We start from the raw sequence: 26,055 nt of genomic DNA, 5'->3' as shown, positions 1-26,055 counted from the left end.
GCCCAGCTCATACCGTCCCCTCGGGACAGAACCCGGAGACCCCGTCATGAAACGTCCGTCCACTTCTGCCGTGATCCGTATTTTCCGGGTCCTGGCCATCGCCGAGGCCTTCAGTTGGGCCGCCCTGCTGGTGGGAATGTTCTTCAAATGGGTCACCCGGACCACGGAACTCGGCGTGGAGATCGCGGGCGCGATCCACGGTGCGTTCTTTGTCGGCTACGGAGTCGCGGCTCTGAGCCTGTGGGGCATGCAGCGCTGGCCGTTCCGGGTGGCCCTGTTCGCGGGGCTGTCAGCAGTGTTCCCGTTCGCCACGGTCTGGTTTGAGCGCTGGGCGGGCCGCCACGGCTACCTGACGGTCAAGGCCGGACAGGATGCTGCGCAGCCCGCGCAGGAACCGGCCGGGGTTTAGCCCCACTGGTGTCCGCGCTTAGGTTCCCGCCCTTGCGGGCCAGCCCAAGCCCGGCGCCCACGTCCATCTGACGCAAATGGCCGCTAAACCGGGCAGTTTAGCGGCCATTCGTGGCGAACCGACGGCGGGTAGCGACCATTCGTGGCGAACCGACGACATTGCGGCGCGACCCGGCGCTGCCCGGCGGCCAAGGGGTCCCAGCGGGTCCCGGCGGAAGCTACATCCGGACCAGGACAGTGTTCATGGCCTTGTCATGGAGCCCGCGGTGATCGGGGTCGAAGATGACGGCGGGGATCACGAGGCATATGAGGAGGCTGCGGACCACGGCCGGCACGGGGCCGGCGGGGCCGCCGCCGAGCCGGACGACGTGGATCCCCACCATGCGGTGGCCGATGCTGTAGCCCAGGGTGCCGACCAGCAGCGCCTGTTCGACGGCGAACACGGCCAGGGTGGCCCAAGGGTCGCCGGCGAAAGCGTAGTTGCTGATGACCAGCGCGATGGCCCAGTCAACGCAGATGGCGACGATGCGCCGGCCGGCACGGGCAATGGATCCCGGCCCGGACTCGGGCAGGCCCAGCCGCTCCCCCGGGTACTTCGAAATACCGGACGTGTCCGGCCCGGTGAGCCATGAACCTATGTCTTTACGATCAACCACCCTCCAAGACTATCGGCAATGGATACCTCCCCGCGCTGTTCACAGTGTGGACATTCAGGGGCCACACTCTGGTCACGGATAGGCCACGTTGTGGACAGCGACTACCGTTTACCTGTCAGGGCATTCTGTAACCTGCCGGAAACAAAGCGGACACCGCGGGGAAATCCCGTGTCCTTAGGGTGGTAACAGTTGCTAGCGGCATAGGAGCGGGGACACTTTTGTGTTTTCCCCGCTGTCGGATTGCGCTGGACCACACGGCCTGACGGCCAGATCTTTCACATGCATAAGGAGCATAGATGTTCAAGACTGCGGACGAAGTCCTCAAGTTCATCAAAGACGAAGACGTTAAGTTCGTCGATATTCGCTTCACCGATCTCCCTGGCGTGCAGCAGCACTTCAATGTGCCCGCCAAGAGCGTTGACGCGGACTTCTTCGTCAACGGCCAGCTCTTCGACGGATCGTCGATCCGCGGCTTCCAGGGCATCGCCGAGTCGGACATGCAGCTCATCCCGGACGTAACGACGGCATTCCTCGACACGTTCCGCATGGAGAAGACCCTCGCACTGAACTTCTCGATCGTGAACCCGCGCACCGGTGACCCGTACCACCGCGACCCGCGCGGCGTAGCCGAGAAGGCCGAGGCCTACCTGGCTTCCACCGGCATCGCCGACACCGCATTCTTTGCACCCGAGGCCGAGTTCTTCGTCTTCGACAACGTGCAGTACCAGTCCTCCCCGCAGGGCAGCTTCTACAAGATCGATTCCGAGGAAGCACACTGGAACACCGGTCGCGAAGAAGAGGGCGGAAACCTCGGCTACAAGACCCCGATCAAGGGCGGCTACTTCCCGGTCTCCCCCACCGACAAGCAGGCCGACCTCCGCGACGCCATGTGCGTCGCCCTGGACGAAGCCGGCCTTGAGGTTGAGCGCAGCCACCACGAGGTCGGTTCCGCCGGCCAGGCTGAGATCAACTACAAGTTCACCACGCTGACCCACGCGGCTGATGACCTGCAGAAGTTCAAGTACGTCGTCAAGAACACGGCCGACGCCTGGGGCAAGTCCGTCACCTTTATGCCGAAGCCGGTCTTCGGTGACAACGGTTCGGGCATGCACTGCCACCAGTCGCTGTGGACCAATGGCGAGCCGCTGTTCTACGACGAAAAGGGCTACGCGGGACTGTCCGACATGGCCCGCTGGTACATCGGCGGCCTGCTTAAGCACTCCTCGGCCGTGCTGGCCTTCACCAACCCGACGGTGAACTCCTACCGCCGCCTGGTCAAGGGCTTCGAGGCTCCGGTCAACATGGTTTACTCGCAGGGCAACCGCTCCGCCGGTATCCGTATCCCGATCACGGGCTCCAACCCGAAGGCCAAGCGCATCGAGTTCCGCGCGCCGGACCCCTCCTCCAACCCGTACCTGGCCTTTGCTGCCCAGCTGATGGCCGGCATTGACGGCATCCGCAACCGCATCGAACCGCCGGCCCCGATCGACAAGGACCTCTACGAGCTCCCCGCCGAGGAAGCCAAGGACATCCCCAAGGCTCCGGGCACGCTCGAAGAGGCCCTGGACGCCCTGGCCGAGGACAACGAGTTCCTCCAGGCCGGCGGCGTCTTCACCCAGGACCTGATCGACACCTGGATCGAGTACAAGTACGAGAACGAGATCCGTCCGCTCTCGCTGCGCCCGAACCCGTTCGAGTTCGAGCTGTACTACGGCGTCTAACTAGAAGCTGTCCCCCAGGGATTGCACGACGGCGGCCCCCACCTTTCGGTGGGGGCCGTTAGTCTTTAAAGCATGCGCCGACCGCAACCCGGTTCAGCGCTTCCCATACTTCCGGTGCACGGCCTGCTTGCTGACGCCGAGACACGTCGCTATGGCTTCCCATGACAACCCTGCCTTGCGGGCACGGAGGACGATTTCCGTCTCGGCGCGGGCCACTTCCTTGCGCAGTTCAGCCACCTCGTACAGCGCCTCCGCCGGGCCCTTGCCGTCCATCGAACCGATCAGAGTTTTCATCGGACACCTCCTGGCGTCAACCATAGTTGACACTCTCTTCGGAAGTCAACGTAGATTGACGACGTTGTAGCGGACCGCCCGATCGCCGGACCGGAGCAGACTGATTTTTCTTGTAGCATGTGTCCTTGGTCCCTTCCCGGTCACGGCAAGGGCATTCTTTGGGGGAAAATTGAAGAGATCTCTGTCGCGCGCGGTTTCAGCCGTCGGCGCCGCAATCATCCTGTCCACCGCCGGCTTCGCCGGCCCCGCCCAAGCCACTGAGGCCTGCTGGAGCGGTCCGGGGTCGACGTGCCGCGACTACCGCGAAAGCGCCGCGGGCCTTGCCAAGGTTCGGGCGGCGGAGCAGCCGACTTTCACCGGCATCCTCAAAGCGGGACAAACTCTCACATCCTCCCCAGGCGTATGGCTCTACGGCGAGGGGTCCGGAACAGATACGCTGAAATACCAGTGGCTGCGCGACGGTGTCGGCATCCCCGGAGCCGTCGGGGAAACCTACAGGATCACGAAGTCCGACACTGACCATTCCCTGGCGCTGCGTGTGAGCGCGTCCGCCCCAGGGGTGAACGACGGGGTCGAGACAACCCTGCCGTCCCCGAAGGTCAGTAATACCAACACCGCGGAGTACACCGCCCGGCCCGGCATCACCGGCGAAGTTCCGACCGTGGGGGGCTGGACCAGGGTCGGATCCACGCTGGAGGTCCAGAGCCTGGGGACCTGGTCTCCCGGCTGGATGATCCTGAAGCTGCAGTGGCAGGCCGACGGCGTGGACATCGAGGGGGCCACCGCAGACACCTACACGATCAAGGCGGCCGACCTGGGCAAGGTGGTGACCCTGAAGGCGACCGGGAGTTCGGCCGGCGTGCCCAGCGTATCCATGTCAAACACTTCGACGGCGGTCACTCCCGGTTTCATCGAGCCCACCGATGAAATGTGGCTGTCCGGCGGGGACAAGGTCGGCAGCACCCTCAGTGTGGAACGCAGCCAAGGGTGGTATGCCGGCGGCGAATTGGTGACTCTTCTCTACCAGTGGGAGCGGGATGGCCAGGCGATCGCCGGGGCCACCGCAAGCACCTACACCGTCGTGGCCGCCGACAGCGGACACTGGGTCCGGGCGAGGGTCACCGCAACGGCGCCGGGCTACAATCCGAACGCCCAGACGACGTTGTACAACGATATCGTCGACGGCGACTCGGGCGGGAACGAAGGAGTGGAGCCCGGCGGCGAACCGGCCCCCGCGCCCGTCCCCGTGCCGGTCCCGGAACCTGCCCCGGAACCCGCGCCCGTCCCGGCACCCACCGACCCAGCACCCCCGGAACCGGCACCCGCCGACGAGGCACCCGCCCCTCAGGCACCCGCCCCACAGGCACCTGCCCGCCAGTCCCCTGCAGTCCAGCCGCTGGCCCGGACGTCCCCCGCTCAGAAGTACGTTCCGGTGGAGACCGTCGGTGACGTCCAGCCCCAGGCCGCAGGACCGGCACAGGCTGCCGTTACCGGCGCTGTCGAACCGGCCGACATGCCTGCTGCCCCGACGGCGTCCGCCCCCTCGGCCCAGGCACCGGCTGCCGCGGCAAACCCGTCGCCGTCGACGTCGTCACCATCAGGACATGCGACCGCCACAACCCAGACGGCAGCCAACCCCTTTAACCCGCTGCCCGTATTCTTCACGGTCGCCGGGGTCCTGATCGCCGCCGGCCTGGTCTGGATCATCCGCCCGCTCCGCGCTTCGGTGCTAAGGATCGCGGGCCGGAAAGCCCCCTAGGGCCCGACAGGACCCGCGTCCGTCCCCCGGCGTCCGTCGAGAATCAGAAGGGCCGGTACATGGTCCGCTGCGGGCCGGCGTCGCCGCCCAGGTACTGGCCGCGGTCCTCGAACCCGGCCTTGCGGTAGGCGGCCTGCCCGGCGGGGTTCTGGTCGTTGACCGAGAGCACGACGCCGGCCTGCCCGCCGCCGAGGGCTGCCGTCAGTTTCGCTGCGGCCCGGACGGCGGCCTCCGCTGCCAGTGTGCCCAAGCCCTTGCCCTGCTGCCGGCGGTCGATCAGGAAGCCACGCAGCAGCCAGACAGAGTCGTCGTCCGCCCAGCCAGCCAGGGTCGCGGCGCCGGTCTGTAGCGTCAGGACCCCGACGGCGGACCCGTTGGCGTCGATCGCAAAGGGGTGCCGGGACTCCTCTTCCAGCCCGATCAACACCATCCGCAGCGGATCGCCAACGAACTTGCGCTGGCCTTCCAGCACCTCGAGTTCGGCAATCTCCCCGAGCTTGACGGCGCGCGCGTCGTCGTCGAGGTCCTTCAGCGGCAGCAGCCACACGTGTTCAGCCATAAAAGAAGCCTACCCACGCCGGCGGGTGCCCCGCCCCCGGACGCTTCGGTCAGCTCAGAGTGCCGCGTCCTTGGGCGGCCCGGCCGGGTCCATCCAGAAGACCTCCCACAGATGGCCGTCCGGATCCTGGAAGCTGTGGGTGTACATAAAGCCGTAGTCCTGGGCTTCCTCGGACGGGGTCCCGCCAGCGGTGAGGGCCGTCCTAACCAGCTCGTCCACGGCTTCGCGGCTGTCTAGGGAGAAGGACATGATCGCCTCGGTGGTGCTGCGGGCGTCGGCGATGGTCTTGGACGTGAAGGTCTTGAAGTAGTTCTCCACCAGCAGCATCACAAACGCGTCGTCGTTGATGATCATGCACGTGGCGTTCTCATCGGTGAAGTCGGGATTGAAGGAAAACCCCAGCGCGTTGAAGAACTGGACCGATTTGTTGAGGTCCTTTACGGGGAGGTTCAGGAACATTTGCTTGGCCATGGGCCCAAAGTAGCATCGGCGCCCGGCGCGTGTCAGCCCTTGACGCCCCCGCTCGAGCCCCGGCCGGCCCCGGCGGACCCCAGCCGAAGTCCGCCAGGATCCTGCCAAGGATCCCCGCGGTCAACGCTACTGGCCGTAGAAAACCCGCTCGAACACACTCCGGGCACGGCGGCTGAGCCGCAGGTAGTCCTCCTCGAGCGCGGCCGCGTTGCCCTGCCCGTAACCGCACCAGCGGGCCACCGCCTCCAGGTCCCTGCGGGAAGACGGCAGCACATCCGAGGCCCGGCCGGTCCAGATCACGTTGGCGGACCGGATCCGGCTCGCCAGGCGCCAGGCGCGGAGCAGGATCGCCACATCCCCCGCATCGAGGAGCCCGACGGCGGCAGCCGCCTCGAGCGCCTCGACGGTGGAGGTGGTCCGCAGCTCGGGATGCCGTCCGGCGTGCTGCAGCTGGAGCAGCTGGGCCAGCCATTCGACGTCGCTCAGGCCGCCGCGGCCCAGCTTCAGGTGCCGGGCCGGATCGGCGCCGCGGGGCAGCCGCTCCGCCTCCACCCGGGCCTTGACGCGCCGGACCTCGCGCGCGTCCTGTTCGGAGAGCGACTCGGGGTACCGGATGGGGTTGATCAGCGCCACGAACCCGGCGGCCAGCTCGTCGTCGCCGGCCATCGGGCGGGCACGCAGCAGCGCCTGCGCCTCCCAGACGAGCGACCACCGGCGGTAGTACTCCGCATAGGACTCCAGCGACCGCACCATCGGCCCGCTCTTGCCCTCCGGACGCAGGTCCGCGTCCACCATGAGGACGCGCTCGGCGAGGATGGCGGGCTTGAGCGGCTGGGTCAGCAGGTTGGAGAGCCTGCTGACGATCTGCAGGGCCTGCTGCTGGGCCTCGTCCTCCGGGACTCCGGGAAGCCCGCGGTGCACGTACATGACGTCCGCGTCCGAGCCGTAGCCGATCTCCCGGCCGCCCTGCCGGCCCATGGCGACCACCAGCACATGCGTCTTGAGCGGCTCGTCGGCGGTGACGACGGTTTCCGCGACGCGCAGTGCGCCCAGGACCGCGGCCCGGTCAGTGTCGGCCAGCGCCGCGCCCACCTGGTCCTGGTCCAGCAGCCCTGCGCTGTCCGCGATCGCAATCCGCAGGATCTCGCGGCGGCGGATCAGCCGGATCAGGCGCATCGCGCTTTCCGGCTCCGCGTGCCGGGACATCTTCGAGACGATCTCAAGCCACTGAGCCTCGAAGGTCAGGGGCACCAGTTCCTTGTCCGAGCCGAGCCAGGCCACGGATTCGGGTGAGACTTCCAGCAGGTCCGCGATCAGGCGGGAGTTGGACAGCACGTGGCAAAGCCGCTCGGCCGCGGCCGTCGAGTCCCGGAGCATCCCGAGGTACCAGTGCGTGGTGCCGAGCGCTTCGCTGACCCGCCGGAAGGCCAGCAGCCCGGCGTCGGGGTCCACACCCTCCGCGAGCCAGCCGAGCAGGATCGGCAGGAGCTGGCGCTGGAGCGCGGCGCGGCGGCTGACTCCGCCGGTGAGGGCCTCGATGTGGCGCATGGCGCCGCTCGGATCGAGGTAGCCCAGGGCGGCGAGGCGCCCCTGGGCCGCTTCCGGGCTGAGCCTTGCTTCCTCGCTGCTGAGCGCCGCCGCAGTGTTGAGCAGCGGCCGGTAAAAGATGCGCTCGTGCAGCTCACGGACGGAGCGTTTGGTCTTGCGCCAGGCCGCGACCAGGGCGTCGGGTTTGGGCCGTTCGCTGGAGAAGGGCCCGAGCACGGCCTTGGCCAGGGCCCGCAGCGAGGCTTCCTTGACCGGCATGAGGTGGGTGCGGCGCAGCTGGAAGAGCTGGATCCGGTGTTCGAGGAGCCGGAGGTAGCGGTAGTCGCGGTCGAACTCGGCGGCGTCGGAGCGGCCGATGTAGCCGCCCGCGGACAACGCGGCGATGGCCGAGGTGGTGTCGCGGCAGCGCAGGCTCTCGTCGGATTTGCCGTGCACCAGCTGCAGCAGCTGGACGGTGAATTCGACGTCGCGCAGGCCTCCCCGGCCCAGCTTGATCTGCCGTTGCTCCTCCTCGGCAGGGATGTGTTCGGTGACCCGTCGGCGCATCGAGCGGACGGACTCCACGAAGCCTTCCCGGCCGGCGGAGGACCAGATCAGCGGCGCGACGGCGGCCTCGTAGCGGGCGCCGAGTTCGGTGTCCCCGGCGATGGTCCGGGCCTTGAGCAGGGCCTGGAATTCCCAGCTCTCGGCCCAGCGGGCGTAGTAGCTCTCGTGCGAGGCAAGGGTCCTGACCAGCGGCCCGGACTTGCCCTCGGGCCGCAGGTTGGCGTCGACCTCCCACAGCCCGGGTTCACGGCCGATGGACATGATCGCCCGGGAGATGCCGGAGGCCAGGGCCGTGCCGATCGTGTTGGCGCGCGAATCGTCGAGCTCGCCGGACTCGATCACGTAGATGACGTCGACGTCGGAAATGTAGTTGAGCTCGCGGGCACCGCACTTGCCCATGCCGATGACGGCCAGCCCGACGTCGGCCACCTCGGTGGCGCTGAAGTGCTCGGCGGCCTCGGCCCGCGAGACGGCCAGGGCCGCCTCGATCGCGGCGCCGGCGAGATCCGCCAGTTCCGCACCCGCGGAGGGCATGAAGTCCAGCGGATCGGCGGCGCAGAGGTCCTTGACGGCGAGCTCGACGAGGCCGCGCCGGTACTCGGTGCGGAGCGCCACGTAGCCTTCCTGCCCGGTCAGCGCCGCGACCGGGCGGGCGGATTTCGGATCGGCCTGCACCGACCGCAGCAGCCGGGCACGCAGTTCCGCGGCGTCCGCGGCCCGCGGTTCCGGGCTGGCGGTCACCTCGAAGACATCAAGATGCTCGGGGTGCCGGATCAGGAACTCACCCAGCGCCTCCGAGGCGCCCAGCACCCGGTACATCGGTTCGCTGCGTTCCGGGTCCGCGACCGCGAGCTTCCGCAGGTCCGGGTGCTTTTCGATCAGCCGGACCAGCGACTGCAGTGCCGTGTCCGGGTTCGCGGCCAGCTGCAGCCCGGAGAAGAGGAGGTCCTGGTCCAGGCCCTCCAGTTCCGGGGCGGCCAGCCACCGTTCGCCGTTTTCCAGATCGCTGAAACCGGCGGCGATGAGGCGTCGTGCCAGGCTCACCGGGGCCGCCTAAAGGATGCCGAGGTTGCGCTGCAGCTCGTAGGGCGTGACCTGGAGACGGTAGTCCTGCCACTCGGCACGCTTGTTGCGCAGGAAGTGTTCGAACACCTGCTCACCCAGGATCTGCGGCATGAGTTCGGACTCCTCCATCGAGCGGATGGCGTCGTGCAGGCTGGCCGGGAGCGGGTCGTGGCCCATCGCGCGGCGTTCGGCCGAGCTCAGCGACCAGATGTCGTCCTCGGCGGCGGCGGGCAGCTGGTAGCCCTCCTCGATGCCCTTGAGCCCGGCGCCCAGCAGCACGGCGTAGGCGAGGTAGGGGTTGGCGGCCGAGTCGATGCCGCGGTATTCGATCCGCGCGGACTGGCCCTTGCCGGGCTTGTACAGCGGGACGCGGACCAGGGCGGAGCGGTTGTTGTGGCCCCAGCTGAGGTAGCTGGGGGCTTCCCCGCCGCCCCAGAGCCGCTTGTAGGAGTTCACGAACTGGTTGGTGACGGCGGTGAATTCCGGGGCGTGCTTGAGGATGCCGGCGATGAACTGCCGGGCGGTCTCGGAAAGCTGGAACTCCGCACCGGCCTCGTAGAAGGCATTCGTGTCGCCCTCGAAGAGCGAGAAGTGGGTGTGCATGCCGGAACCCGGGTGGGCCGTGAACGGTTTCGGCATGAAGGTGGCATACGTGCCCTGCTGGAGCGCGACCTCCTTGATCACCGTGCGGAACGTCATGATGTTGTCCGCGGTCTGCAGGGCATCCGCGTAGCGCAGGTCGATCTCGTTCTGGCCGGGGCCGGCCTCGTGATGGCTGAACTCGACGGAGATGCCGACCGATTCCAGCATGGTCACGGCCGTGCGGCGGAAGTCCTGCGCCACACCGCCCGGAACGTGGTCGAAGTAGCCGCCCTCGTCGACGGGCACGGGGGCACCGTCCGGGCCCGGCTGCTGGGACTTGAGCAGGTAGAACTCGATCTCGGGGTGGGTGTAGCAGGTGAAGCCCATGTCCGCAGCCTTGGCCAGATTGCGCTTGAGGACGTTGCGCGGGTCAGCGGCGGAGGGTTCGCCGTCGGGCGTCAGGATGTCGCAGAACATCCGGGACGTCGCTTCGGTCTCGCCGCGCCACGGCAGGATCTGGAAGGTGGCGGGGTCCGGCTGGGCCAGCATGTCGGACTCGAAAACACGGGCGAGGCCCTCGATGGAGGAGCCGTCAAAACCCAGGCCCTCCTCGAACGCGCCTTCCACTTCGGCCGGGGCCAACGCCACGGACTTCAGCGATCCCACGACGTCGGTGAACCACAGCCGCACAAACCGCACGTCGCGCTCTTCGATCGTCCGCAGGACAAACTCTTGCTGGCGGTCCATACTGGCCCTCTTTCCGGTTCTTTCGTCCGTGCCCCAGGCCCGTCGTGCATGGGTCCCGCAGCTGCTCACCGTTCACTTTACTAATCATTGCCACCGATTGCTGGCGCAGCTGCCCCGCGTAACACAGCGTTAACACCGGGAGCCCCGAATTCGACGCCCCGGACCCGTTCCCGGGTCGTTCCGCCTGGGACCGTGTGATGTGACTCACGCGCCCACGGGCTGGAGCCCAGTAGCTAGGACGCGAGGTGTCGCACTACGCTCGTGCCATGGCCTCAAGCACAAGCCCCGATTCCAGCATGCCCGCAGAACTAGCCGCCCCCTACGGCAACGGACCGGCTCCCGCGGGCACGTCCGCGGCTGCGGAGACGTCCCCGGCTGCGGCCCCGGGCTCGACGGCGGGCCAGGAGCCCGGGGCCCGGAAGCAGGTGGCGAAGATCCGCACCCACCACCTGCGCCAGGCCAAGCTCAACGGTGAGCGCTTTGCCATGCTGACCGCGTACGACCAGTACACGGCGGAAATCTTCGACCAAGCCGGCATCGAGGTGCTCCTCGTGGGCGACTCAGCCTCCAACAATGTCTTCGGCAACGAAACCAGCCTGCCCGTCACCGTCGATGAACTGCTCCCCCTGTGCCGCGCCGTCACCCGCTCGGCCAAGCGCGCCCTCGTGGTGGCGGACCTTCCCTTTGGCAGCTACGAGGTCTCCGCCCAGCAGGCGGTGGCCACCGGCGTCCGGTTCCTCAAGGAAGGACTCGCCCACGCGGTCAAGATCGAGGGCGGTAAGTTCTATGCCGAAACCGTCCGGGCCATGGTCCAGGCCGGCATTCCCGTCATGGCCCATATCGGATTCACCCCGCAAAGCGAGCACGCCCTCGGCGGCTACCGGGTGCAGGGCCGCGGCGATGACGCCCAGCGGCTGATCGACGACGCCGTCGCCCTCACCGACGCCGGCGCGTTCTGCGTCCTGATGGAAATGGTGCCGGCGGCGACGGCGGCAGCCGTGGACGCCGCCGTCGACGTCCCCACCATCGGCATCGGCGCCGGCAACGCGACCACCGGCCAGGTGCTCGTGTGGCAGGACATGGCGGGCCTCCGCGGCGGCAGGATGGCCAAGTTCGTCAAGCAATACGCGGACCTGCGCACCTCCCTCAGCGACGCCGCGAAGGCCTACGGCGAGGACGTTCGCTCCGGCCAGTTCCCCGGCCCCGAGCACTCCTTCTAGGCGGCCGGCCGCGGGCTAACCCTCCAGGTCACCGCGGGCCGCCCTTTCACGCCGCCGCGGGCCGACCTTTCAGGCCGCGGCTGCGGGGTCGCGGGGCCACCTCATCCTTGACGAACGATGCGGTGCTCCGCCAGTGCAGGCAGTCTGGCCATTGAGGGCCTGCATCGGGCCCCGGCAGAAGTTCCGCCATTGGATCCTGCTCCGTGCTTCGTGCGCGGCGCGACGGGCCAGACAGCGGCGGACACTAGTGGAGGAGTAGCCATGGACTCAATTACGACTGACTTCTGGGACGTCCTGCTGTGGAGTTTCTGGTTCTTCATCTGGATCGCGGCCCTGATGGTGTGGTTCCGCTGCCTGTTCGACTTGTTCGGCGACCGATCGCTCAGCGGCTGGGGCAAGGCCGGCTGGGTGATACTGCTGGTCTTCGTGCCCTGGCTTGGCGCCCTCATCTACCTGATCGCCCGCGGCCGCAGCATGACCGAGCGGCAGATGGCCCTCGTGGCCGAACAACAGGCCGCCCAGCAGGAGTACATCCAGAAGGTGGCCGGCAAGTCGGCCAGCCCGGCCAGCCAGATCGCCGATGCCAAGGCCCTGCTCGATTCCGGAGCCATCAGCCAGACCGAGTTTGAGTCCCTCAAGGCAAAGGCCATGGCCTGACCCCAGTCGGCGGGATGCGCCCGGAGTCCGGGGCGCGTTCATAGCTCTGCACGATCGGCAGCCCCATCCTGTGGCTGTCCTGGCCACCCATGTGAAGGAGATCGACCATGTCCGCTCAGAGTGAGAACCCGGTTCTGGAGACCATCGGCGCCATTACTGACGCCTCCCTGGGACGCTCCGACCTGCCGGCCGACGCGCTGCTCATGATTCGCATCGCAGCCCTGGCCGCCGTCGACGCCCGGCCCATCTCCTACCTTGCCCATGTTGGCCCCGCGATCGAGTCAGGGGTTACGGCGAAGGATGTTCAAAACGTGCTCGTCGCCGTGGCCCCCATCATCGGAACGGCCCGGACGATGTCGGCCGCGATCAACATCACCGAGGCACTTGGTTTCGCGATCGCCGTCATGGAGGAAGAGACGGAGTAACGCAGGTCCCGGTATGAGACTTACCTGGCTGGGCCATTCCTCGGTGGTCCTGGATCTCGACGGCGTACGGGTCCTGACCGATCCGCTGCTTCGTCCTCATGCCGGGCTGTTGCGGCGGCTGGCACCCCGGCCGGACCCGGCGTCGTGGAGCCGGCCCGACGTCGTACTCCTCTCCCACCTGCACCACGACCACGCGGAGCTGCGCTCCCTCCGCATGCTGCCCGGAGCGGCCCTGATGAGTGCCCCGGCGAACGTCGCCTGGTTGCGCCGCCGCAAGTTCCTGAACACAGTTTCCCTGGGCGACGGCTGGACCCCGGCAGGCCCCGGCGTCGAGATACGCCAGGTGCCGGCGGAGCACCGTCACCGCCCGATGCCGCACCGGCCCAACGACGCCCACGGGCAGCTGGTTCGGGGCCCTTCGGGCACCGTCTGGATCGCGGGTGACACGGGGCTGTTTGCCGGGATGGCCGGGATCCCCGCCATGGCGGGCGGTTCGATCGATGTCGCCGTGGTGCCGGTCTGGGGGTGGGGGCCGAGGCTCTCTGCGGGGCACCTGAACCCCGAGACCGCTGCCCGCGCCGTCGCACTGAGCGGCGCGCGGTACGCCCTGCCGGTGCACTGGGGAACGCTGCACCCTCCCTTCGTCACACACTTCGCCCGGAGCTGGCTCGAGCTGCCCGGGCGCCGCTTCGCCGACGCGGTGGCTGAGCAGGCCCCCGGCTGCACCGCCGTCGTCCTCTCCCCCGGCGACTCGTGGGCCGCGCCCGAGTGAGCCGGGGCCCGGCGAACTGGCCTGCGGGCCAACGGGCCAGCGCGCCAGCGCGCCAGGCCAGGCCAGGGCAGGGCAGGGCAGGCCAGGCCAGGGCAGGGCAGGCCAGGAAATGGTCCTTGCCACTCAATGAGGGGACGCCGTCGTGGCGCGCTGGCCGCAGGCCTCGAGCATCCCCACCAGCACCCGGTGGAGCTCATCGGCCCCCTCGATCCGCTCGGGCAGCCCGGCCATGAGATCGGCAGGACCGATCAGCACCGCGCGGTCCTGCCAGCCGCCGAGGCCGCCATGGGATCCGACCAGGCCCTCGAAGGCCGCGACGTCGTTGGTGACCGGATCGACCATGCTGTTGACGTAGAGGTCCGGCGCTGCGGGGTCCATCAGGGCCCGCCGGAGGACCCGCGCCGCGTGCGGACCGAAGCCGGCCAACGGGTCCGTCCCCTCCACCGCACCGCTCGCGATGTTGAGGCGTCCGCCGTTCCCGACCGCCCATTCCCGGCCGGCTTCATCGATGCCCGCAACGAACCCGACGCCGGGATGGCCCACCAGGCCGGGAACCAGCGCAGGCCACTCCCGCTCGAGCGCCTCAAGCGTCCAGCGCCGGTCACCCCGCACGTAGACCAGGCCCAAGTTGCCCGAGCCCAGCACGACTACCGGCTCCTCGGCGGCGTTGCCGTGATCCTGTGTCCGCTGGGCCTTGGTCAGCCCCTCGTCGGCGCGGGCGGCGAGCTTCCCGGTCATCCCCCCGGCCGCGATGTCGCCGGCGATGGAGTCGGCGCGCCCCAGCCCTTCGACGGACGCATCAACAGTCTGTACGTGTTCCTGCATGAGTTCGGCACACAGGTCGCCGAGCGTCTGGCCGTACCGGTCAGCGAAGGGAGTGCCCTGGGACTGGCCGTGGTCCGAGAGTACGACCAGCCGGTAGCGTCGGGGAGCGGAACCGGCAAGCCGGGCCAGGGACCCCAGCGTGCGGTCCAGGCCATCCAGGGAGGCGAGCGACTCGGGCCGGAACACGCCTGCGTGGTGGGCGATCTCGTCGTAGTCCACGTAGTCGACATAGATGCACTTCGTGCCACGACGCAGTTCCTCGGCGACCAGGGCCGTGTTCAGGTCACGCAGGAGACTGTTGGTCACTGCCCGCAGCAGGGCGAAGGTCCAGTCCCGGTGCACCCGCGGGTCGAAGTCACGCCGGACCTGTCGTCGGGCCTGCCACCGCTCCTTGAGGACCTCCCCGACGGTCCGCGTGAGGCTGCGCATGAACCCGTTCGGCGAGGTGAAGAACCAGGCGAACGCACGGCGCGTCTGTGTGGAGCCGCGCCGGACCTCCACCCGGCTCATCGTCAGGAGCGACCGGGGCGCGTCACCGGTGAACAGGTTCGAAATGGAGACCCCGTCGTCGTACAGCAGGCCCTGTCCGGTGCTGTGCCTTTCCTCGATCACCCGGGCGTCCGCCGGCCGGTTGGCGACCAGGACCCGCTTGAGCTCCCGGTCGTACCACCGGAAAGCGGGGATCCCGTCAACGGTGCCGTGCAGAATGCCCATCTGGCTGGCTGGGGTGGTGCAGGGGAGCTGGGGAGTCCATTCGCGGCACGTGTAGTCCCCCGAGGACAGCCAGCGCCGGATATTCGGAACCGCCCCGGACTGGACGGCCCACTGCAGCACCGGGAAAGGGACACCGTCGAGCTGCACGATCAGGACGCCGTCAACCTCCGGGTCGGTGACCGTGTTCTGCCGGCGTGCCCTGCCGGCCAGGGAGGTGATCAGGCCGTCATCAGTCCCGGCCGTGGTGGCCCACGAGATGAGGGTGGCCACGACGGCACTGACCCAGGTTGCGGCAAGGGCGGTCCATGCCGTCGACTCGATGCCGGGCACCAGACGGATGGCGACATACATGATCAGGGCCTGACCGACAACAGCGGTGAGAAGCACCGCCAGCCAGCCCACCCTGGCCGAGATCTCCACCAGCGCGGGGCGGAGGACCAGACCGACGATGCCGGCCACTGCTGCCACGACGGCGTAGTCCCACCAACTGGAAGCAGAGAACCCCGGCAACAGCGCACCGGTGACGATGAGGGCAACCGTCGAGGCGGCCCAGGCAGCGCCCAGCCGGGTCAGGTCGGTGACTCGGACGCCGCGGGTGCGGGTATCGCTCGTCGGCATTTCCCCAGTATGGCCCGCGTCGACCGGCGGGCACTCATCCGCACCGGGTGAGAAAAATCGGCCCCGCGGGCGGGGCGGCCCGTCCGTGGCCGCCCGGGACACTTTCAGCGGCGCGGCGGTCGGCGCCTAGTCGTCCTCGTCGCCCTTTTCCCAGGATTCGTTGCGGGCCTTGACCTTCTCGAGGGCGTGCTCAGCTTCTTCCCGGGTCTTGTACGGGCCAATCAGCTGGCTCCAATCGGACATGGCGTCCTCTTCAACCTCGTGCGTGTTGACGTTGTACCAGTACTCCGGCATCGATGCTCCTTCACTGATTTTCGTGGCCGTTGTTTATTTGCCTCCGGCCGTGCCTTATATGATCAATGTATGCCTTCTCTAGCCTCGACTGCACCCATCGGTACCCTGGTCCCGGGAGCCGTCAGTCCGCAGCTTCCCGTTCCGGCGTCGATCCCGCGTCCCGAATACGTGGGTAAGCCCGCACCGGCCAAGTTCACCGGCTCCGAGGTCAAGTCGGCGGAGACCATCGAGAAGATCCGAATCGCCTCACGGATCGCCGCGCAGGCGATCGTGGAGGTCGGGAAGCACATCCAGCCCGGCGTCACCACGGACCAGTTGGACCGGGTGGGCCACGAGTTCCTGCTCGACCACAACGCGTACCCGTCCACCCTCGGCTACCGCGGCTTTCCCAAGTCCCTGTGTTCGTCGTTGAACGAAGTCATCTGCCACGGCATCCCGGACAGCACTGTGGTCCGGGACGGGGACATCCTCAACATCGACATCACCGCCTTCATTGGCGGCGTGCACGGCGACACCAACTACACTTTTCTGGCCGGGGACGTCGATGAGGAATCCCGGCTGCTCGTGGAGCGCACGCAGGAGTCGCTGAACCGCGCCATCCGTGCCGTGGCCCCGGGCCGTGAAATCAACGTGATCGGCCGGACCATCGAGTCCTACGCCAAGCGCTTCGGCTATGGTGTGGTCCGCGACTTCACCGGTCACGGCGTGGGCGAGGCTTTCCACACCGGCCTGATCATCCCGCACTACGACGCCGCCCCCGCGTACAACACCGTCATCGAAGCCGGTATGGTCTTCACGATCGAACCGATGCTGACGCTTGGCACCGTGGACTGGGACATGTGGGCCGACGACTGGACCGTCGTTACCCGCGACCGCAAACGCACCGCACAGTTCGAGCACACCCTGCTTGTCACGGAGTCCGGCGCCGAAGTTCTGACGCTCCCCTGATTCCCGCTCCACCAGAAGATCCCGGTCTTCGCCCGTCGGCCCTGGGCCGCACCCTCCTAGCCCCGCCCCCTGCCACGAACGGAACCACATTGGCCAAGAAGGACGAGAAGTCGAAGAAGAACGCCCCGCTGATCGGCATCGACATCGGTGGCACCGGCATCAAGGGCGGGATCGTGGACCTGAAGAAGGGGAAGCTGGTCGGTGACCGCCTGCGCATGCCCACCCCGAAGCCCTCCACTCCCGAATCCGTGGCCGAGGTCGTGGCACAGGTTGTCGCCGAGCTGTCCGCCCGGCCCGATGCTCCGGCCCCCGACTCGCCGGTGGGCGTCACCTTCCCAGGCATCATCCAGCACGGCGTGGTCCACTCCGCCGCCAACGTCGACAAATCCTGGCTGGAAATGGACATCGACGCAATGCTGACCGCCCGCCTGGGCCGGCCCGTGGAGGTCATCAACGACGCCGACGCCGCGGGCCTCGCGGAGGCACGCTACGGCGCCGGTGAATTCATCGAGGGCACCGTGCTCGTCATCACGCTCGGCACCGGTATTGGTTCCGCCTTCATCTTCGACGGCAAGCTTGTCCCCAATGCCGAACTCGGACACCTGGAAATTGACGGGTTCGACGCCGAAAGCAAGGCCTCGGCGGTTGCCCGTGAGCGGGACGGCCTGAGCTGGGAAGAGTACAGCGTGCTGCTCCAGCGCTACCTGTCACACGTGGAGTTCCTCTTCTCCCCGGAACTGTTCATCATCGGCGGCGGCATCTCGAAGCGCGCCGACGAATACCTTCCGCGGCTGCAGCTGCGCACGCCCATCGTTCCGGCCGAGCTGAAGAACGACGCCGGCATCGTCGGCGCCGCCCTCGAGATCGCACTGAAACACAAGCTCGCCAAGTAGCCAAAAGAGCTATCACTCCGGGTCGTTCTGAACGCTGGGAACGACCCGGAGTGATAGCTCTTTGTTGTGTGGTGCCGGTGGTGGCCGCGGCTTCCCCTCCGTTGCCACCACCGGAGTCTGTGAGCCGGCGCTCCTGGAACGGGCTTAGAGCGCGCTCTTCTGCTGGCTCGTGCCCTCGCGGCCCTTGGTCTCGGCCTCATGGCGGAGCAGCGAAATGGCCGCTTCGAAGTCCTCCAAGGATTCGAAGGCCTGGTAAACACTCGCGAAGCGCAGGTAGGCGACCTCGTCGAGCCGCTGGAGCGGGTTCAGGATGGCGAGGCCGACTTCATGCGCGTCGATTTCCGCGGCGCCGGAGGCTCGGATCGCCTCTTCGACTTCCTGGGCAAGCATCGCGAGGTCGTCCTCGGTGACGGGACGGCCCTGGCAGGCCTTGCGGACGCCGTTGATGACCTTGCTGCGGCTGAACGGCTCACCGACACCCGACCGTTTGATCACGGTCAGGCTGGTGGTCTCGACCGTGGTGAACCGGCGGCCGCACTCGGGGCACTGCCGGCGACGCCGGATGGCGGAACCGTCGTCGGCGATCCGGCTGTCCACCACACGCGAATCAGGGTTACGGCAAAACGGACAGTACATGACGTTTCCTCCCCTGTCGCACGCGAATGGCCGGACGGTGATCGCCGTTAGGGATCGCCGTTGTAGATCGCCGGAGCGGTTGGCTCCGCCATCAGTTTACGACTAGATGTAGCTGAATAACAAGCCTGTAATTACTACATGTTGTGGTCAGGCGCCCTGCGGGAACCGGGCGGTGACCGCCTCGCCGTGCGCCGGCAGGTCCTCCGCCCCGGCCAGGCTCACGATGTGGCCGCTGACCTCTGCCAGGGCGGCCCGGGTGTAGTTGACCACCTGGATGGCGCGCAGGAAGGTGGTCACGTTCAGCCCCGAGGAGAACGCCGCGGTGCCGCTGGTCGGCAACACGTGGTTGGAGCCGGCGCAGTAATCGCCCAGGCTGACGGGGCTGTAGTCCCCCACGAAGATCGCCCCGGCGCTGCGGATCCGGCCCGCGACGGCTGCCGCGTCCGCCGTCATGATCTCCAGGTGTTCGGCGGCGTAGGCGTTGCACGCCGCGATGCCCCCGTCCAGGTTGTCGACCAGGACGACGCCGGACTGCGGGCCTGAGAGGGCCTCGCGGACCCGCGCACTGTGCTTGGTCGCTGCCGCCTGTCGCTCCAGTTCCACCCGGACGGCGGCGGCGAGGTCCTCGGAGTCCGTGATCAGCACGGACGCCGCCTTGGGGTCGTGCTCGGCCTGGCTGATCAGGTCGGCCGCCACGAGCCCCGGCTGTGCCGTGGCGTCGGCGAGGATCGCGATCTCGGTGGTACCGGCCTCGGAATCGATGCCGACGACCCCCTTGACGAGGCGCTTCGCCGTGGCGACGAAGACGTTGCCCGGGCCGGTGACGACGTCCACCGGGTCCAGCCCGGCCCGGTCCTCCCCGGCGGGGATGCCGTAGGCGAAGGCCGCGATCGCCTGGGCGCCGCCGATGGCGTAGACCTCGTCAATCCCGAGCAGGCACGCCGCGGCAAGGATCGTGGGGTGCGGGAGCCCGCCGAAGTCCTTCTGTGGCGGAGATGCCAGGGCGATGGATTCGACGCCGGCGGCGAGGGCCGGGACGACGTTCATGATCACGGAGGACGGGTAGACCGCCAGTCCGCCCGGGACGTAGAGGCCCACGCGTGCCACCGGGACCCAGTTCTGGCTGACCACCGCGCCTTCGCCGAGTTCAACGTCGGTGTCCGCCGGCCGCTGGGCGTCGGCGAAAAGCCGCGCGCGCCGGATGGACTCTTCCAGTGCCGCCCGCACGGCGGGGTCGAGCCCGGCCAGGGCCGCCGTCAGAGCGTCGGCGGGGACCCGGGGGTGCGACTGCTCCACGCCGTCGAAGGCAAGGGCAAGCTCGCTGAGCGCCTCGAAGCCCCGGGTCCGGACGGCGTCGATGATGTCCAGGACTTTGTGCTCGGCATCGGCCATGGTGCCGGCCTGCGCCCGGGGCACTGCGGCGCGGAGGCCGGCGAGGGTCAGCCGCTGGCCGCGGAGGTCGACGGTGCGGAAATTGAGATCGGCGGGAACCGGGGGCGCAGTAACGGCGGGCACGGAGCTGTCAGCTGAAGGGGTCACCCGTTCATTTTACGGGCAGCCCCGGCGGGTCCCGCGCCTGTTACATCGGGACTGCGGTTTGGGGCTGCCCTGCGGCATCGTGGTCAGGCCCCGGGCCCGGGGTCCGGCGTCGTGAAGACTGTGTTCAGGAAGATGGTCAGTGCGGTTGCGGCGGGCCAGATCGCGAGGACGGCGAAGGACCGCAGCGAGAAGGCAATACTGGCGCTGGCCGAGGCGTCTTCGGGCGTCCCCCACCAGAAGCCGCACACGACGCCGGTTCCCCAGGCTGCGAGGGCGCCCATCGCCCCGGCCGCGACAGCGAGGACAACGTCCAAGCCGGACGGCGGGTTGTGCTTGCTGCCGGAGGCGAGAGCGCCCGAAATGCAGCCGGCGAGCAGGAACAGGCCCGCCAGAACGAGGTCCCGCGGCAGCCACCCTTCCGTGTTGCCGCCGCTCCGCAGCTCCGGATCGCCCGAGAGCAGGTTCAGCCCGGAGGGCGCCAGGAGCCACCAGAGCAGCCCCACGGGGATGCCTGCGGCGGCGATGACGGCGGCCTTCCGCCACGACGTGGCGCGGACGCCGGCGTCGTGGACCGGCTGGCCGTCCGCTGCGTCCGGACCGGACCCCGGGAGCGGGAACCGGGGAGCGGCTCCCGGGGCATGTTGCGGGACCTGGCCGTGCACTGCGGGCTGTGTCATGCAACAAACCTTAACAAGCTTTCCCCCGGCGGGGCACATGACACTGTGTGTCCGCGGGTGACGTTCCACATGACGCCTCCGGGTAAACAAGTACCGCCGCCGTTCGCGGGCGCCATACGCTGGAAGGTAGGAACATCACACACGTGCAGCAGGGAGTTGGATCGCAGTGGCCACAGAGGACCAAGCCTTCGAGGGAACCTTCAAGGAAATGTTCCGCCGGCATGCGGCCGGCGTGGCCATCATCACCGCCAACTTCAACGGCGTCCCCTTCGGTTTCACGGCAACCTCCGTGGCCTCGCTCTCGGCGAAGCCGCCCCGGTTCACGTTCAACATGGCCCGCACGTCCAGCTCCTGGCCGGCCGTGGCCAACACCACGTATATCGGCGTCCACATGCTGGGGCTGGAGAACCAGTCGCTGGCCGACCGCTTCGCCCGCACCAGCAACCGCTTCGAGGGCGATCACTGGGCGCTCGGCCCCCACGAAGTGCCGATCCTGAATGACGTGGCCGGCTGGCTGATCGGCAAGGTCCAGATGCGGCTCTCCTTCGAGAACAACGCCGTGGTGGTGGTCGAGGTCGTGGAGGGTGAGGTGGGCGCCGACGGCGCTCCCCTGCTCTACCACTCGGGCGCCTACGGGCAGCCCGCCCCGCTCGATTACGAGATCTGACCGGCTACCTCGCCTCGCGAGGTGACAGTTGACGCCCATGTCTTTGAGTGGCATGGGCGTTAACTGTCACCTCGCGGGTGCGCAGGCTAACCCGGGCCGGCGAACCCCTGCATATCAGTTGTCCAGGCAGGTCGGGCCGAGCAGGACCTTCAGGTCCCCGAACAGGGAGGGGCTGGGGTTCACGCGCAGATGCACCGGCAGGCCCATGATCTCCACCCTGGAGTCGCCCTGCAGGTGCAGCCGGACCTCGGACTTGCCGCGGTGGGTGCGCAGCACGTCTCCGAGTTCGGTCACGACCGCTTCGGTCGCCTTGTGGGTCTGCATGGTGATCACCACCGGGCCGTTGAGGCCCTCGCTGAGGTCCGGAACGGACAGTTCCATGCAGTTGAGGGCGACGGCGCCGTCGTCGCGGCGCTGCAGCCTTCCCTTGACCACCACGATCAGGTCTTCGGCGAGGACGGAGGCGATGGGGCCGTAGACCTGGCCGAAGAACATGACCTCGACGGAACCGCCCAGGTCCTCGATCTCCGCGCGGGCGTAGGCGTTGCCGCTGGCCTTCGCGATCCGCCGGCTCAGTGAGGTGATCATGCCGGCGATGGTGACGATGGTGCCGTCGTGCGGGCCGTCCTCGGCGATGAGCGAGGTGATGGACTGGTCGGCGTGCTGGCTCAGGACCCCCTCGAGCCCCTGCAGCGGGTGGTCCGAGACGTACAGGCCGAGCATGTCCCGTTCGAAGGAGAGCTTGTCCTTTTTCTCCCATTCGGGAAGATCCGGGATCTCGATGCTCAGCGAGGCCTCGGATTCCGCCTCGTCGAACCCGGCGAAGAGGTCGAACTGGCCGATCGCCTCGTTGCGCTTGAGCGTGATGACGGAGTCGATCGCTTCTTCGTGGATCATTGCCAGGGCGCGCCGGTGGTGGCCGAGCGAATCGAACGCGCCGGCTTTGATCAGCGACTCAATGGTGCGCTTGTTGCACACCACCGCCGGGACCTTCACCAGGTAGTCCTTGAAGGAGGTGTAGGCGCCTTCCGTGTCCCGGGCGGCCACCATGGCCTCGACGACGTTGACGCCGACGTTGCGGATGGCCCCCATGCCGAAGCGGATGTCGGTGCCCACCGGGGTGAAGTTCAGCGCGGACTCGTTGACGTCCGGCGGCAGCACGGTGATGCCCATGCGACGGCATTCGTTGAGGTAGATCGCCGACTTGTCCTTGTCGTCCCCGACGCTGGTGAGCAGGGCGGCCATGTACTCGGGCGCATAGTGGGCCTTGAGGTAGGCGGTCCAATAGGAGATCACGCCGTAGGCGGCCGAGTGGGCCTTGTTGAAGGCGTAGTCGGAGAACGGCAGCAGGATGTCCCAGAGGGTCTTGACCGCGGCCATGGAGTAACCGTTGTCCTGCATGCCCTGGGAGAAGCCGGCGAACTGCTTGTCCAGCTCGGACTTCTTCTTCTTGCCCATGGCGCGGCGCAGGATGTCGGCCTGGCCCAGGGTGTAGCCGGCGAGCTTCTGCGCCACGGCCATGACCTGCTCCTGGTACACGATCAGGCCGTAGGTGCCACCGAGGATTTCGGAGAGGGGTTCCTCCAGCTCCGGGTGGATCGGGATGACTTCCTGGATTTTGTTCTTGCGCAGGGCGTAGTCGGTGTGCGCGTTGGCGCCCATGGGGCCGGGCCGGTAGAGGGCCAGCACGGCGGAGATGTCTTCGAAGTTGTCAGGCTTCATGAGCTTGAGCAGGGAGCGCATCGGTCCGCCGTCGAGCTGGAACACCCCGAGGGTGTCGCCCCGGGCCAGCAGCTCGTAGGACGCGGTGTCGTCGAGTTCCAGCGCCTCCAGGTCCAGGTCGATCCCGCGGTTCATCTTGATGTTCTCGAGGGCGTCGGAAATGATCGTGAGGTTCCGCAGGCCTAGGAAGTCCATCTTGATCAGTCCGAGGCCCTCGGACGTGGGGTAGTCGAACTGGGTGATGACCTGGCCGTCCTGGAAACGGCGCATGACCGGGATGACGTCGATGATCGGGTCCGAGGACATGATGACGCCGGCCGCGTGGACGCCCCACTGGCGTTTCAGGCCCTCGATGCCGAGCGCCGTTTCGAACACCTTGGCGGCCTCGGGGTCCGTGGCGATCAGCTGCCGGAAGTCACCGGCCTCGCTGTAGCGCTTGGAGTCCTTGTTCTGGATGTCCGCCAGCGGGATGTCCTTGGCCATCACGGCCGGCGGAAGGGCCTTGGTCAGCTGTTCGCCCATGCTGAACGGGTAGCCCAGCACGCGGGAGGAGTCCTTGAGGGCCTGCTTGGTCTTGATAGTGCCGTAGGTGACGATCATCGCGACGCGTTCGTCGCCGTATTTGCGGGTGACGTAGTCGATGACTTCGGAGCGGCGCCGGTCATCGAAGTCGACGTCGAAGTCAGGCATGGAGACGCGGTCCGGGTTGAGGAAGCGCTCGAAGATCAGGCCGTGGTGCAGCGGATCGAGGTCGGTGATGCGCATGGCGTAGGCCACCATGGACCCGGCGCCCGAACCGCGTCCGGGACCCACCCGGATGCCGTTGTTCTTGGCCCAGTTGATGAAGTCGGCCACGACGAGGAAGTAGCCCGGGAACCCCATGGACGTGATGACACCGAGTTCGTAGTCGGCCTGGGTGCGCACCTTGTCCGGGATGCCCTTGGGATAGCGGTACTGGAGTCCCTTGTCGACTTCCTTGACCAGCCAGGACGTCTCATCCTCCCCCTCGGGGCAGGGGAACCGGGGCATGTAGTTGGCGCCGGTGTTGAAGGACACTTCGCAGCGCTCGGCGATCAGGAGGGTGTTGTCGCACGCCTCCGGGTGGTCGCGGAACAGCTCCCGCATTTCCTGCGGTGACTTCAGGTAGTATCCGCTGCCCGAGAAGGCGAAGCGCGAGCCGCCGTTGTCATATGTGGGCTCCAGCAGGGTGGAGCCTGACTGGATGGCCAGCAGGGCCTCGTGCGCCTTCGCGTCGTGCTCGTGAGTGTAGTGCAGGTCGTTGGTGGCCACCAGCGGCAGGTTCAGTTCCTTGGCCAGGCGCAGCAGGTCACCGGTGACGCGCCGCTCGATGTCCAGGCCGTGGTCCATGAGTTCGCAGAAGTAGTTTTCCGCGCCGAAGATGTCGCGGAACTCGGCGGCCGCCTCGACGGCTTCGCGGTACTGACCGAGCCGCAGCCGGGTCTGGACCTCACCGGACGGGCAGCCGGTGGTGGCGATCAAGCCTTCGGAGTAGGTGTTGAGCAGCTGGCGGTCCAGCCGGGGCCATTTGCCGAAGACCGAGTCCAGGGAGGCGATCGACGAGGCACGGAACAGGTTCCGCATGCCCACGTTGTTGTAGCTGAGCAGCGTCATGTGCGTGTAGGCGCCGCCGCCGGAGATGTCGTCCTTGCGCTGGTTCTCCTCGCCCCAGCGGACGCGGGTCTTGTCCGTGCGGGCCGTCCCGGGCGTGACATAGGCCTCGACGCCGATGATCGGTTTGATGCCCTGGTCGGTGGCCCGTTTCCAGAAGTCGAAGGCGCCGAACAGGTAGCCGTGGTCCGTCGTGGCGAGGGCCGGCATGCCGAGCCGCTCGGTTTCGTCGAACAGTTCACTGAGCCGGGCGGCGCCGTCCAGCATCGAGTACTCGGTGTGGTTGTGGAGATGGACAAACGAGTCGTTGCTGGAAGTCACCGAATCATTCTAGTGCCGCGCACCGACCTTTCGGCGCGGCACTCCGGCCGCCGCCGGATCGGACAGGTCACATCCGGCGGCGCAGCAGGACCGTCAGGCCTGTCCGGACTCCAGGACCTCCAGCGCGTACCGCAGGTCCTGCGGGTACTCGCTGGTGACCGTGACCCGCTCCCCCGTGCGGGGGTGGTCGAAGCCCAGCTGCCGGGCGTGCAGCCACTGCCGGGTGAGTCCCAGGGTGGCGGCGAGCCGCGGGTCGGCGCCGTAGGTCAGGTCGCCGGCGCAGGGGTGGCGCAGGGCGGCGAAGTGGACCCGGATCTGGTGGGTGCGGCCGGTCTCGAGGTGGACCTCCACGAGAGAGGCCTTCCCGAAGGCTTCCAGGACCTCGTAGTGCGTGATGGAGTCCCGGCCGTCCTCGATCACGGCGAAACGCCAGTCGTGGCCCGGGTGGCGGCCGATCGGCGCGTCAATGGTGCCGGCCAGCGGATCCGGAAGGCCCTGGACCACGGCGTGGTAGACCTTGTCCACGGTGCGTTCCTTGAAGGCCCGCTTGAGCGCGGTGTACGCCTCTTCGGTCTTGGCGACCACCATCACCCCGGAGGTCCCGACGTCGAGCCGGTGGACGATGCCAGCGCGCTCCGGGGAGCCGGAGGTGGAGATCCGGTAGCCGAGGCCGGCCAGGCCGCCGACGACCGTGGGTCCCACCCAGCCCGGCGAGGGATGCGCGGCCACACCGACCGGTTTGTCGATGACGACGAACTCGTCATCGTCCAGCAGGATGTTCAGGCCTTCCACGACTTCCTCCACAATTTCCAGGGGGTCCCGGCGTGCCGGGACGGTGACGTCGAGCACGGCGCCGGGGGCGAGCTTGAGCGACTTTCCGACCGCCCTGTCCTTGCTGATGACGTTGCCCTCCGCGATCAGCACGGCGGCCTGTGAGCGGGAAATGTCCATGAGTTTCGCCAGCCCGGCATCCACCCGGCTTCCCGCCAGTTCATCGGGCACCACGAACCGGTAGGAGGCGGCAGCCGTGGCGCCGCCGGCGTCGGTGTCATCGTCGACGTCTTCGGGCAGGATGTCCTCCGCCGGGGCACCGGCCGGGGCCAGGTCCTCGGGGGCCAGGTCCTCGGGCGTGTTGTGCTCCG

23 protein-coding genes are annotated in these 26,055 nt (G+C 67.9%); 10 read left to right on the top strand and 13 right to left on the bottom strand.

The window, feature by feature from the left end; genetic code table 11:
- Positions 1-46 precede the first annotated feature (46 nt).
- Entirely contained in the window at positions 47-409 is a 363-nt protein-coding gene (locus AC06G6_RS07750; RefSeq protein WP_479827857.1) for a DUF3817 domain-containing protein, read from the top strand.
- Between the two features lie 217 nt (positions 410-626).
- Here the strand turns inward: AC06G6_RS07750 and AC06G6_RS07745 are convergent, their stop codons facing one another.
- Positions 627-1,064: an RDD family protein gene (locus AC06G6_RS07745; RefSeq protein WP_479827855.1), complete on the bottom strand. Its 438-nt coding sequence runs from the start codon at positions 1,062-1,064 to the stop codon at positions 627-629.
- Positions 1,065-1,360: 296 nt separating this feature from the next.
- Between AC06G6_RS07745 and glnA (AC06G6_RS07740) the strand changes: the two genes are divergently transcribed.
- Positions 1,361-2,785 (top strand): type I glutamate--ammonia ligase, encoded by a 1,425-nt coding sequence (gene glnA, locus AC06G6_RS07740; RefSeq protein ID WP_307463079.1) that lies wholly within the window; start codon positions 1,361-1,363, stop codon positions 2,783-2,785.
- A gap of 93 nt (positions 2,786-2,878) precedes the next feature.
- Here the strand turns inward: glnA (AC06G6_RS07740) and AC06G6_RS07735 are convergent, their stop codons facing one another.
- On the bottom strand, positions 2,879-3,079 hold the full coding sequence (locus tag AC06G6_RS07735; protein ID WP_479827853.1) for an AsnC family protein: 201 nt from the start codon (positions 3,077-3,079) through the stop codon (positions 2,879-2,881).
- 169 nt (positions 3,080-3,248) lie between these two features.
- Here AC06G6_RS07735 and AC06G6_RS07730 point away from each other — a divergent pair, with 169 nt between their 5' ends.
- Positions 3,249-4,838, top strand: coding sequence for a hypothetical protein (locus AC06G6_RS07730; protein WP_479827851.1), 1,590 nt, complete (start codon positions 3,249-3,251; stop codon positions 4,836-4,838).
- A gap of 43 nt (positions 4,839-4,881) precedes the next feature.
- Here AC06G6_RS07730 and AC06G6_RS07725 read toward each other — a convergent pair whose 3' ends face one another.
- The 4 genes from AC06G6_RS07725 to glnA (AC06G6_RS07710) all read right to left on the bottom strand — a co-directional run bounded on the left by AC06G6_RS07725 (position 4,882) and on the right by glnA (AC06G6_RS07710) (position 10,356).
- Positions 4,882-5,397, bottom strand: coding sequence for a GNAT family N-acetyltransferase (locus AC06G6_RS07725; protein WP_479827849.1), 516 nt, complete (start codon positions 5,395-5,397; stop codon positions 4,882-4,884).
- A 54-nt stretch (positions 5,398-5,451) separates the two neighbouring features.
- Positions 5,452-5,868 carry a VOC family protein gene (locus tag AC06G6_RS07720; RefSeq protein WP_479827847.1) on the bottom strand — a complete coding sequence of 139 codons (417 nt, stop codon included), beginning with the start codon at positions 5,866-5,868 and terminating at the stop codon, positions 5,452-5,454.
- 126 nt (positions 5,869-5,994) lie between these two features.
- Positions 5,995-9,006: a bifunctional [glutamine synthetase] adenylyltransferase/[glutamine synthetase]-adenylyl-L-tyrosine phosphorylase gene (locus tag AC06G6_RS07715; protein ID WP_479827845.1), complete on the bottom strand. Its 3,012-nt coding sequence runs from the start codon at positions 9,004-9,006 to the stop codon at positions 5,995-5,997.
- Between the two features lie 9 nt (positions 9,007-9,015).
- Positions 9,016-10,356 (bottom strand): type I glutamate--ammonia ligase, encoded by a 1,341-nt coding sequence (gene glnA, locus AC06G6_RS07710; protein WP_306918712.1) that lies wholly within the window; start codon positions 10,354-10,356, stop codon positions 9,016-9,018.
- A gap of 266 nt (positions 10,357-10,622) precedes the next feature.
- On the opposite strand from glnA (AC06G6_RS07710), the gene panB reads away from it, so the two are divergent.
- The 4 genes from panB to AC06G6_RS07690 all read left to right on the top strand — a co-directional run bounded on the left by panB (position 10,623) and on the right by AC06G6_RS07690 (position 13,430).
- Positions 10,623-11,576 carry a 3-methyl-2-oxobutanoate hydroxymethyltransferase gene (gene panB / locus AC06G6_RS07705; protein ID WP_479827843.1) on the top strand — a complete coding sequence of 318 codons (954 nt, stop codon included), beginning with the start codon at positions 10,623-10,625 and terminating at the stop codon, positions 11,574-11,576.
- 261 nt (positions 11,577-11,837) lie between these two features.
- A complete protein-coding gene (locus AC06G6_RS07700; RefSeq protein ID WP_307463097.1) occupies positions 11,838-12,233 on the top strand; it encodes an SHOCT domain-containing protein in 396 nt (131 codons plus the stop codon).
- A 107-nt stretch (positions 12,234-12,340) separates the two neighbouring features.
- Positions 12,341-12,658 (top strand): carboxymuconolactone decarboxylase family protein, encoded by a 318-nt coding sequence (locus tag AC06G6_RS07695; RefSeq protein ID WP_307463100.1) that lies wholly within the window; start codon positions 12,341-12,343, stop codon positions 12,656-12,658.
- Positions 12,659-12,671: 13 nt separating this feature from the next.
- The gene (locus AC06G6_RS07690) at positions 12,672-13,430 is read left to right on the top strand and encodes an MBL fold metallo-hydrolase (protein ID WP_479827840.1); all 759 of its coding nucleotides are present in this window, start codon (positions 12,672-12,674) and stop codon (positions 13,428-13,430) included.
- A 123-nt stretch (positions 13,431-13,553) separates the two neighbouring features.
- On the opposite strand, the gene AC06G6_RS07685 is transcribed toward AC06G6_RS07690, so the two are convergent.
- Entirely contained in the window at positions 13,554-15,587 is a 2,034-nt protein-coding gene (locus AC06G6_RS07685; RefSeq protein WP_479827838.1) for an alkaline phosphatase family protein, read from the bottom strand.
- Between the two features lie 126 nt (positions 15,588-15,713).
- Positions 15,714-15,881, bottom strand: coding sequence for an SPOR domain-containing protein (locus AC06G6_RS07680; RefSeq protein WP_128081649.1), 168 nt, complete (start codon positions 15,879-15,881; stop codon positions 15,714-15,716).
- Positions 15,882-15,950: 69 nt separating this feature from the next.
- Between AC06G6_RS07680 and map the strand changes: the two genes are divergently transcribed.
- Together map and ppgK are read left to right on the top strand one after the other, a co-directional pair.
- Positions 15,951-16,829 carry a type I methionyl aminopeptidase gene (gene map / locus AC06G6_RS07675; protein WP_479827836.1) on the top strand — a complete coding sequence of 293 codons (879 nt, stop codon included), beginning with the start codon at positions 15,951-15,953 and terminating at the stop codon, positions 16,827-16,829.
- An 89-nt stretch (positions 16,830-16,918) separates the two neighbouring features.
- The gene (ppgK, locus tag AC06G6_RS07670; RefSeq protein ID WP_282383593.1) at positions 16,919-17,722 is read left to right on the top strand and encodes a polyphosphate--glucose phosphotransferase; all 804 of its coding nucleotides are present in this window, start codon (positions 16,919-16,921) and stop codon (positions 17,720-17,722) included.
- Positions 17,723-17,866: 144 nt separating this feature from the next.
- On the opposite strand, the gene nrdR is transcribed toward ppgK, so the two are convergent.
- From nrdR to AC06G6_RS07655, 3 genes are all read right to left on the bottom strand, one after another.
- Positions 17,867-18,358: a transcriptional regulator NrdR gene (gene nrdR, locus AC06G6_RS07665; RefSeq protein WP_307463116.1), complete on the bottom strand. Its 492-nt coding sequence runs from the start codon at positions 18,356-18,358 to the stop codon at positions 17,867-17,869.
- A gap of 147 nt (positions 18,359-18,505) precedes the next feature.
- The gene (hisD, locus tag AC06G6_RS07660) at positions 18,506-19,897 is read right to left on the bottom strand and encodes a histidinol dehydrogenase (RefSeq protein ID WP_479827833.1); all 1,392 of its coding nucleotides are present in this window, start codon (positions 19,895-19,897) and stop codon (positions 18,506-18,508) included.
- An 83-nt stretch (positions 19,898-19,980) separates the two neighbouring features.
- On the bottom strand, positions 19,981-20,574 hold the full coding sequence (locus tag AC06G6_RS07655) for a hypothetical protein (RefSeq protein ID WP_479827831.1): 594 nt from the start codon (positions 20,572-20,574) through the stop codon (positions 19,981-19,983).
- A 208-nt stretch (positions 20,575-20,782) separates the two neighbouring features.
- On the opposite strand from AC06G6_RS07655, the gene AC06G6_RS07650 reads away from it, so the two are divergent.
- Positions 20,783-21,241, top strand: a complete 459-nt coding sequence (locus AC06G6_RS07650; protein ID WP_354349070.1) for a flavin reductase family protein — start codon at positions 20,783-20,785, stop codon at positions 21,239-21,241.
- A 114-nt stretch (positions 21,242-21,355) separates the two neighbouring features.
- Here AC06G6_RS07650 and dnaE read toward each other — a convergent pair whose 3' ends face one another.
- Together dnaE and AC06G6_RS07640 are read right to left on the bottom strand one after the other, a co-directional pair.
- Positions 21,356-24,913 carry a DNA polymerase III subunit alpha gene (gene dnaE, locus AC06G6_RS07645; protein WP_479827829.1) on the bottom strand — a complete coding sequence of 1,186 codons (3,558 nt, stop codon included), beginning with the start codon at positions 24,911-24,913 and terminating at the stop codon, positions 21,356-21,358.
- A gap of 93 nt (positions 24,914-25,006) precedes the next feature.
- The gene (locus AC06G6_RS07640) at positions 25,007-25,864 is read right to left on the bottom strand and encodes an RluA family pseudouridine synthase (protein ID WP_479828578.1); all 858 of its coding nucleotides are present in this window, start codon (positions 25,862-25,864) and stop codon (positions 25,007-25,009) included.
- Between the last annotated feature and the right edge of the window lie 191 nt (positions 25,865-26,055).

The sequence above is a fragment of the Arthrobacter sp. CJL-S3 genome, assembly GCF_056711635.1.
The sequence above is the reverse complement of the archived record's forward strand: the minus strand, read 5'-3'. Positions and strand labels throughout refer to the sequence as shown.

Coding starts and splice junctions, on each gene's coding strand:
- AC06G6_RS07750 (WP_479827857.1), top strand. CDS start 47: ATGAAACGTCCGTCCACTTCTGCCGTGATCCGTATTTTCCGGGTCCTG.
- glnA (WP_307463079.1), top strand. CDS start 1,361: ATGTTCAAGACTGCGGACGAAGTCCTCAAGTTCATCAAAGACGAAGAC.
- AC06G6_RS07735 (WP_479827853.1), bottom strand. CDS start 3,079: ATGAAAACTCTGATCGGTTCGATGGACGGCAAGGGCCCGGCGGAGGCG.
- AC06G6_RS07725 (WP_479827849.1), bottom strand. CDS start 5,397: ATGGCTGAACACGTGTGGCTGCTGCCGCTGAAGGACCTCGACGACGAC.
- AC06G6_RS07720 (WP_479827847.1), bottom strand. CDS start 5,868: ATGGCCAAGCAAATGTTCCTGAACCTCCCCGTAAAGGACCTCAACAAA.
- glnA (WP_306918712.1), bottom strand. CDS start 10,356: ATGGACCGCCAGCAAGAGTTTGTCCTGCGGACGATCGAAGAGCGCGAC.
- panB (WP_479827843.1), top strand. CDS start 10,623: ATGGCCTCAAGCACAAGCCCCGATTCCAGCATGCCCGCAGAACTAGCC.
- AC06G6_RS07700 (WP_307463097.1), top strand. CDS start 11,838: ATGGACTCAATTACGACTGACTTCTGGGACGTCCTGCTGTGGAGTTTC.
- AC06G6_RS07695 (WP_307463100.1), top strand. CDS start 12,341: ATGTCCGCTCAGAGTGAGAACCCGGTTCTGGAGACCATCGGCGCCATT.
- AC06G6_RS07690 (WP_479827840.1), top strand. CDS start 12,672: ATGAGACTTACCTGGCTGGGCCATTCCTCGGTGGTCCTGGATCTCGAC.
- AC06G6_RS07685 (WP_479827838.1), bottom strand. CDS start 15,587: ATGCCGACGAGCGATACCCGCACCCGCGGCGTCCGAGTCACCGACCTG.
- AC06G6_RS07680 (WP_128081649.1), bottom strand. CDS start 15,881: ATGCCGGAGTACTGGTACAACGTCAACACGCACGAGGTTGAAGAGGAC.
- map (WP_479827836.1), top strand. CDS start 15,951: ATGCCTTCTCTAGCCTCGACTGCACCCATCGGTACCCTGGTCCCGGGA.
- nrdR (WP_307463116.1), bottom strand. CDS start 18,358: ATGTACTGTCCGTTTTGCCGTAACCCTGATTCGCGTGTGGTGGACAGC.
- AC06G6_RS07655 (WP_479827831.1), bottom strand. CDS start 20,574: ATGACACAGCCCGCAGTGCACGGCCAGGTCCCGCAACATGCCCCGGGA.
- AC06G6_RS07650 (WP_354349070.1), top strand. CDS start 20,783: ATGTTCCGCCGGCATGCGGCCGGCGTGGCCATCATCACCGCCAACTTC.
- AC06G6_RS07640 (WP_479828578.1), bottom strand. CDS start 25,864: ATGGACATTTCCCGCTCACAGGCCGCCGTGCTGATCGCGGAGGGCAAC.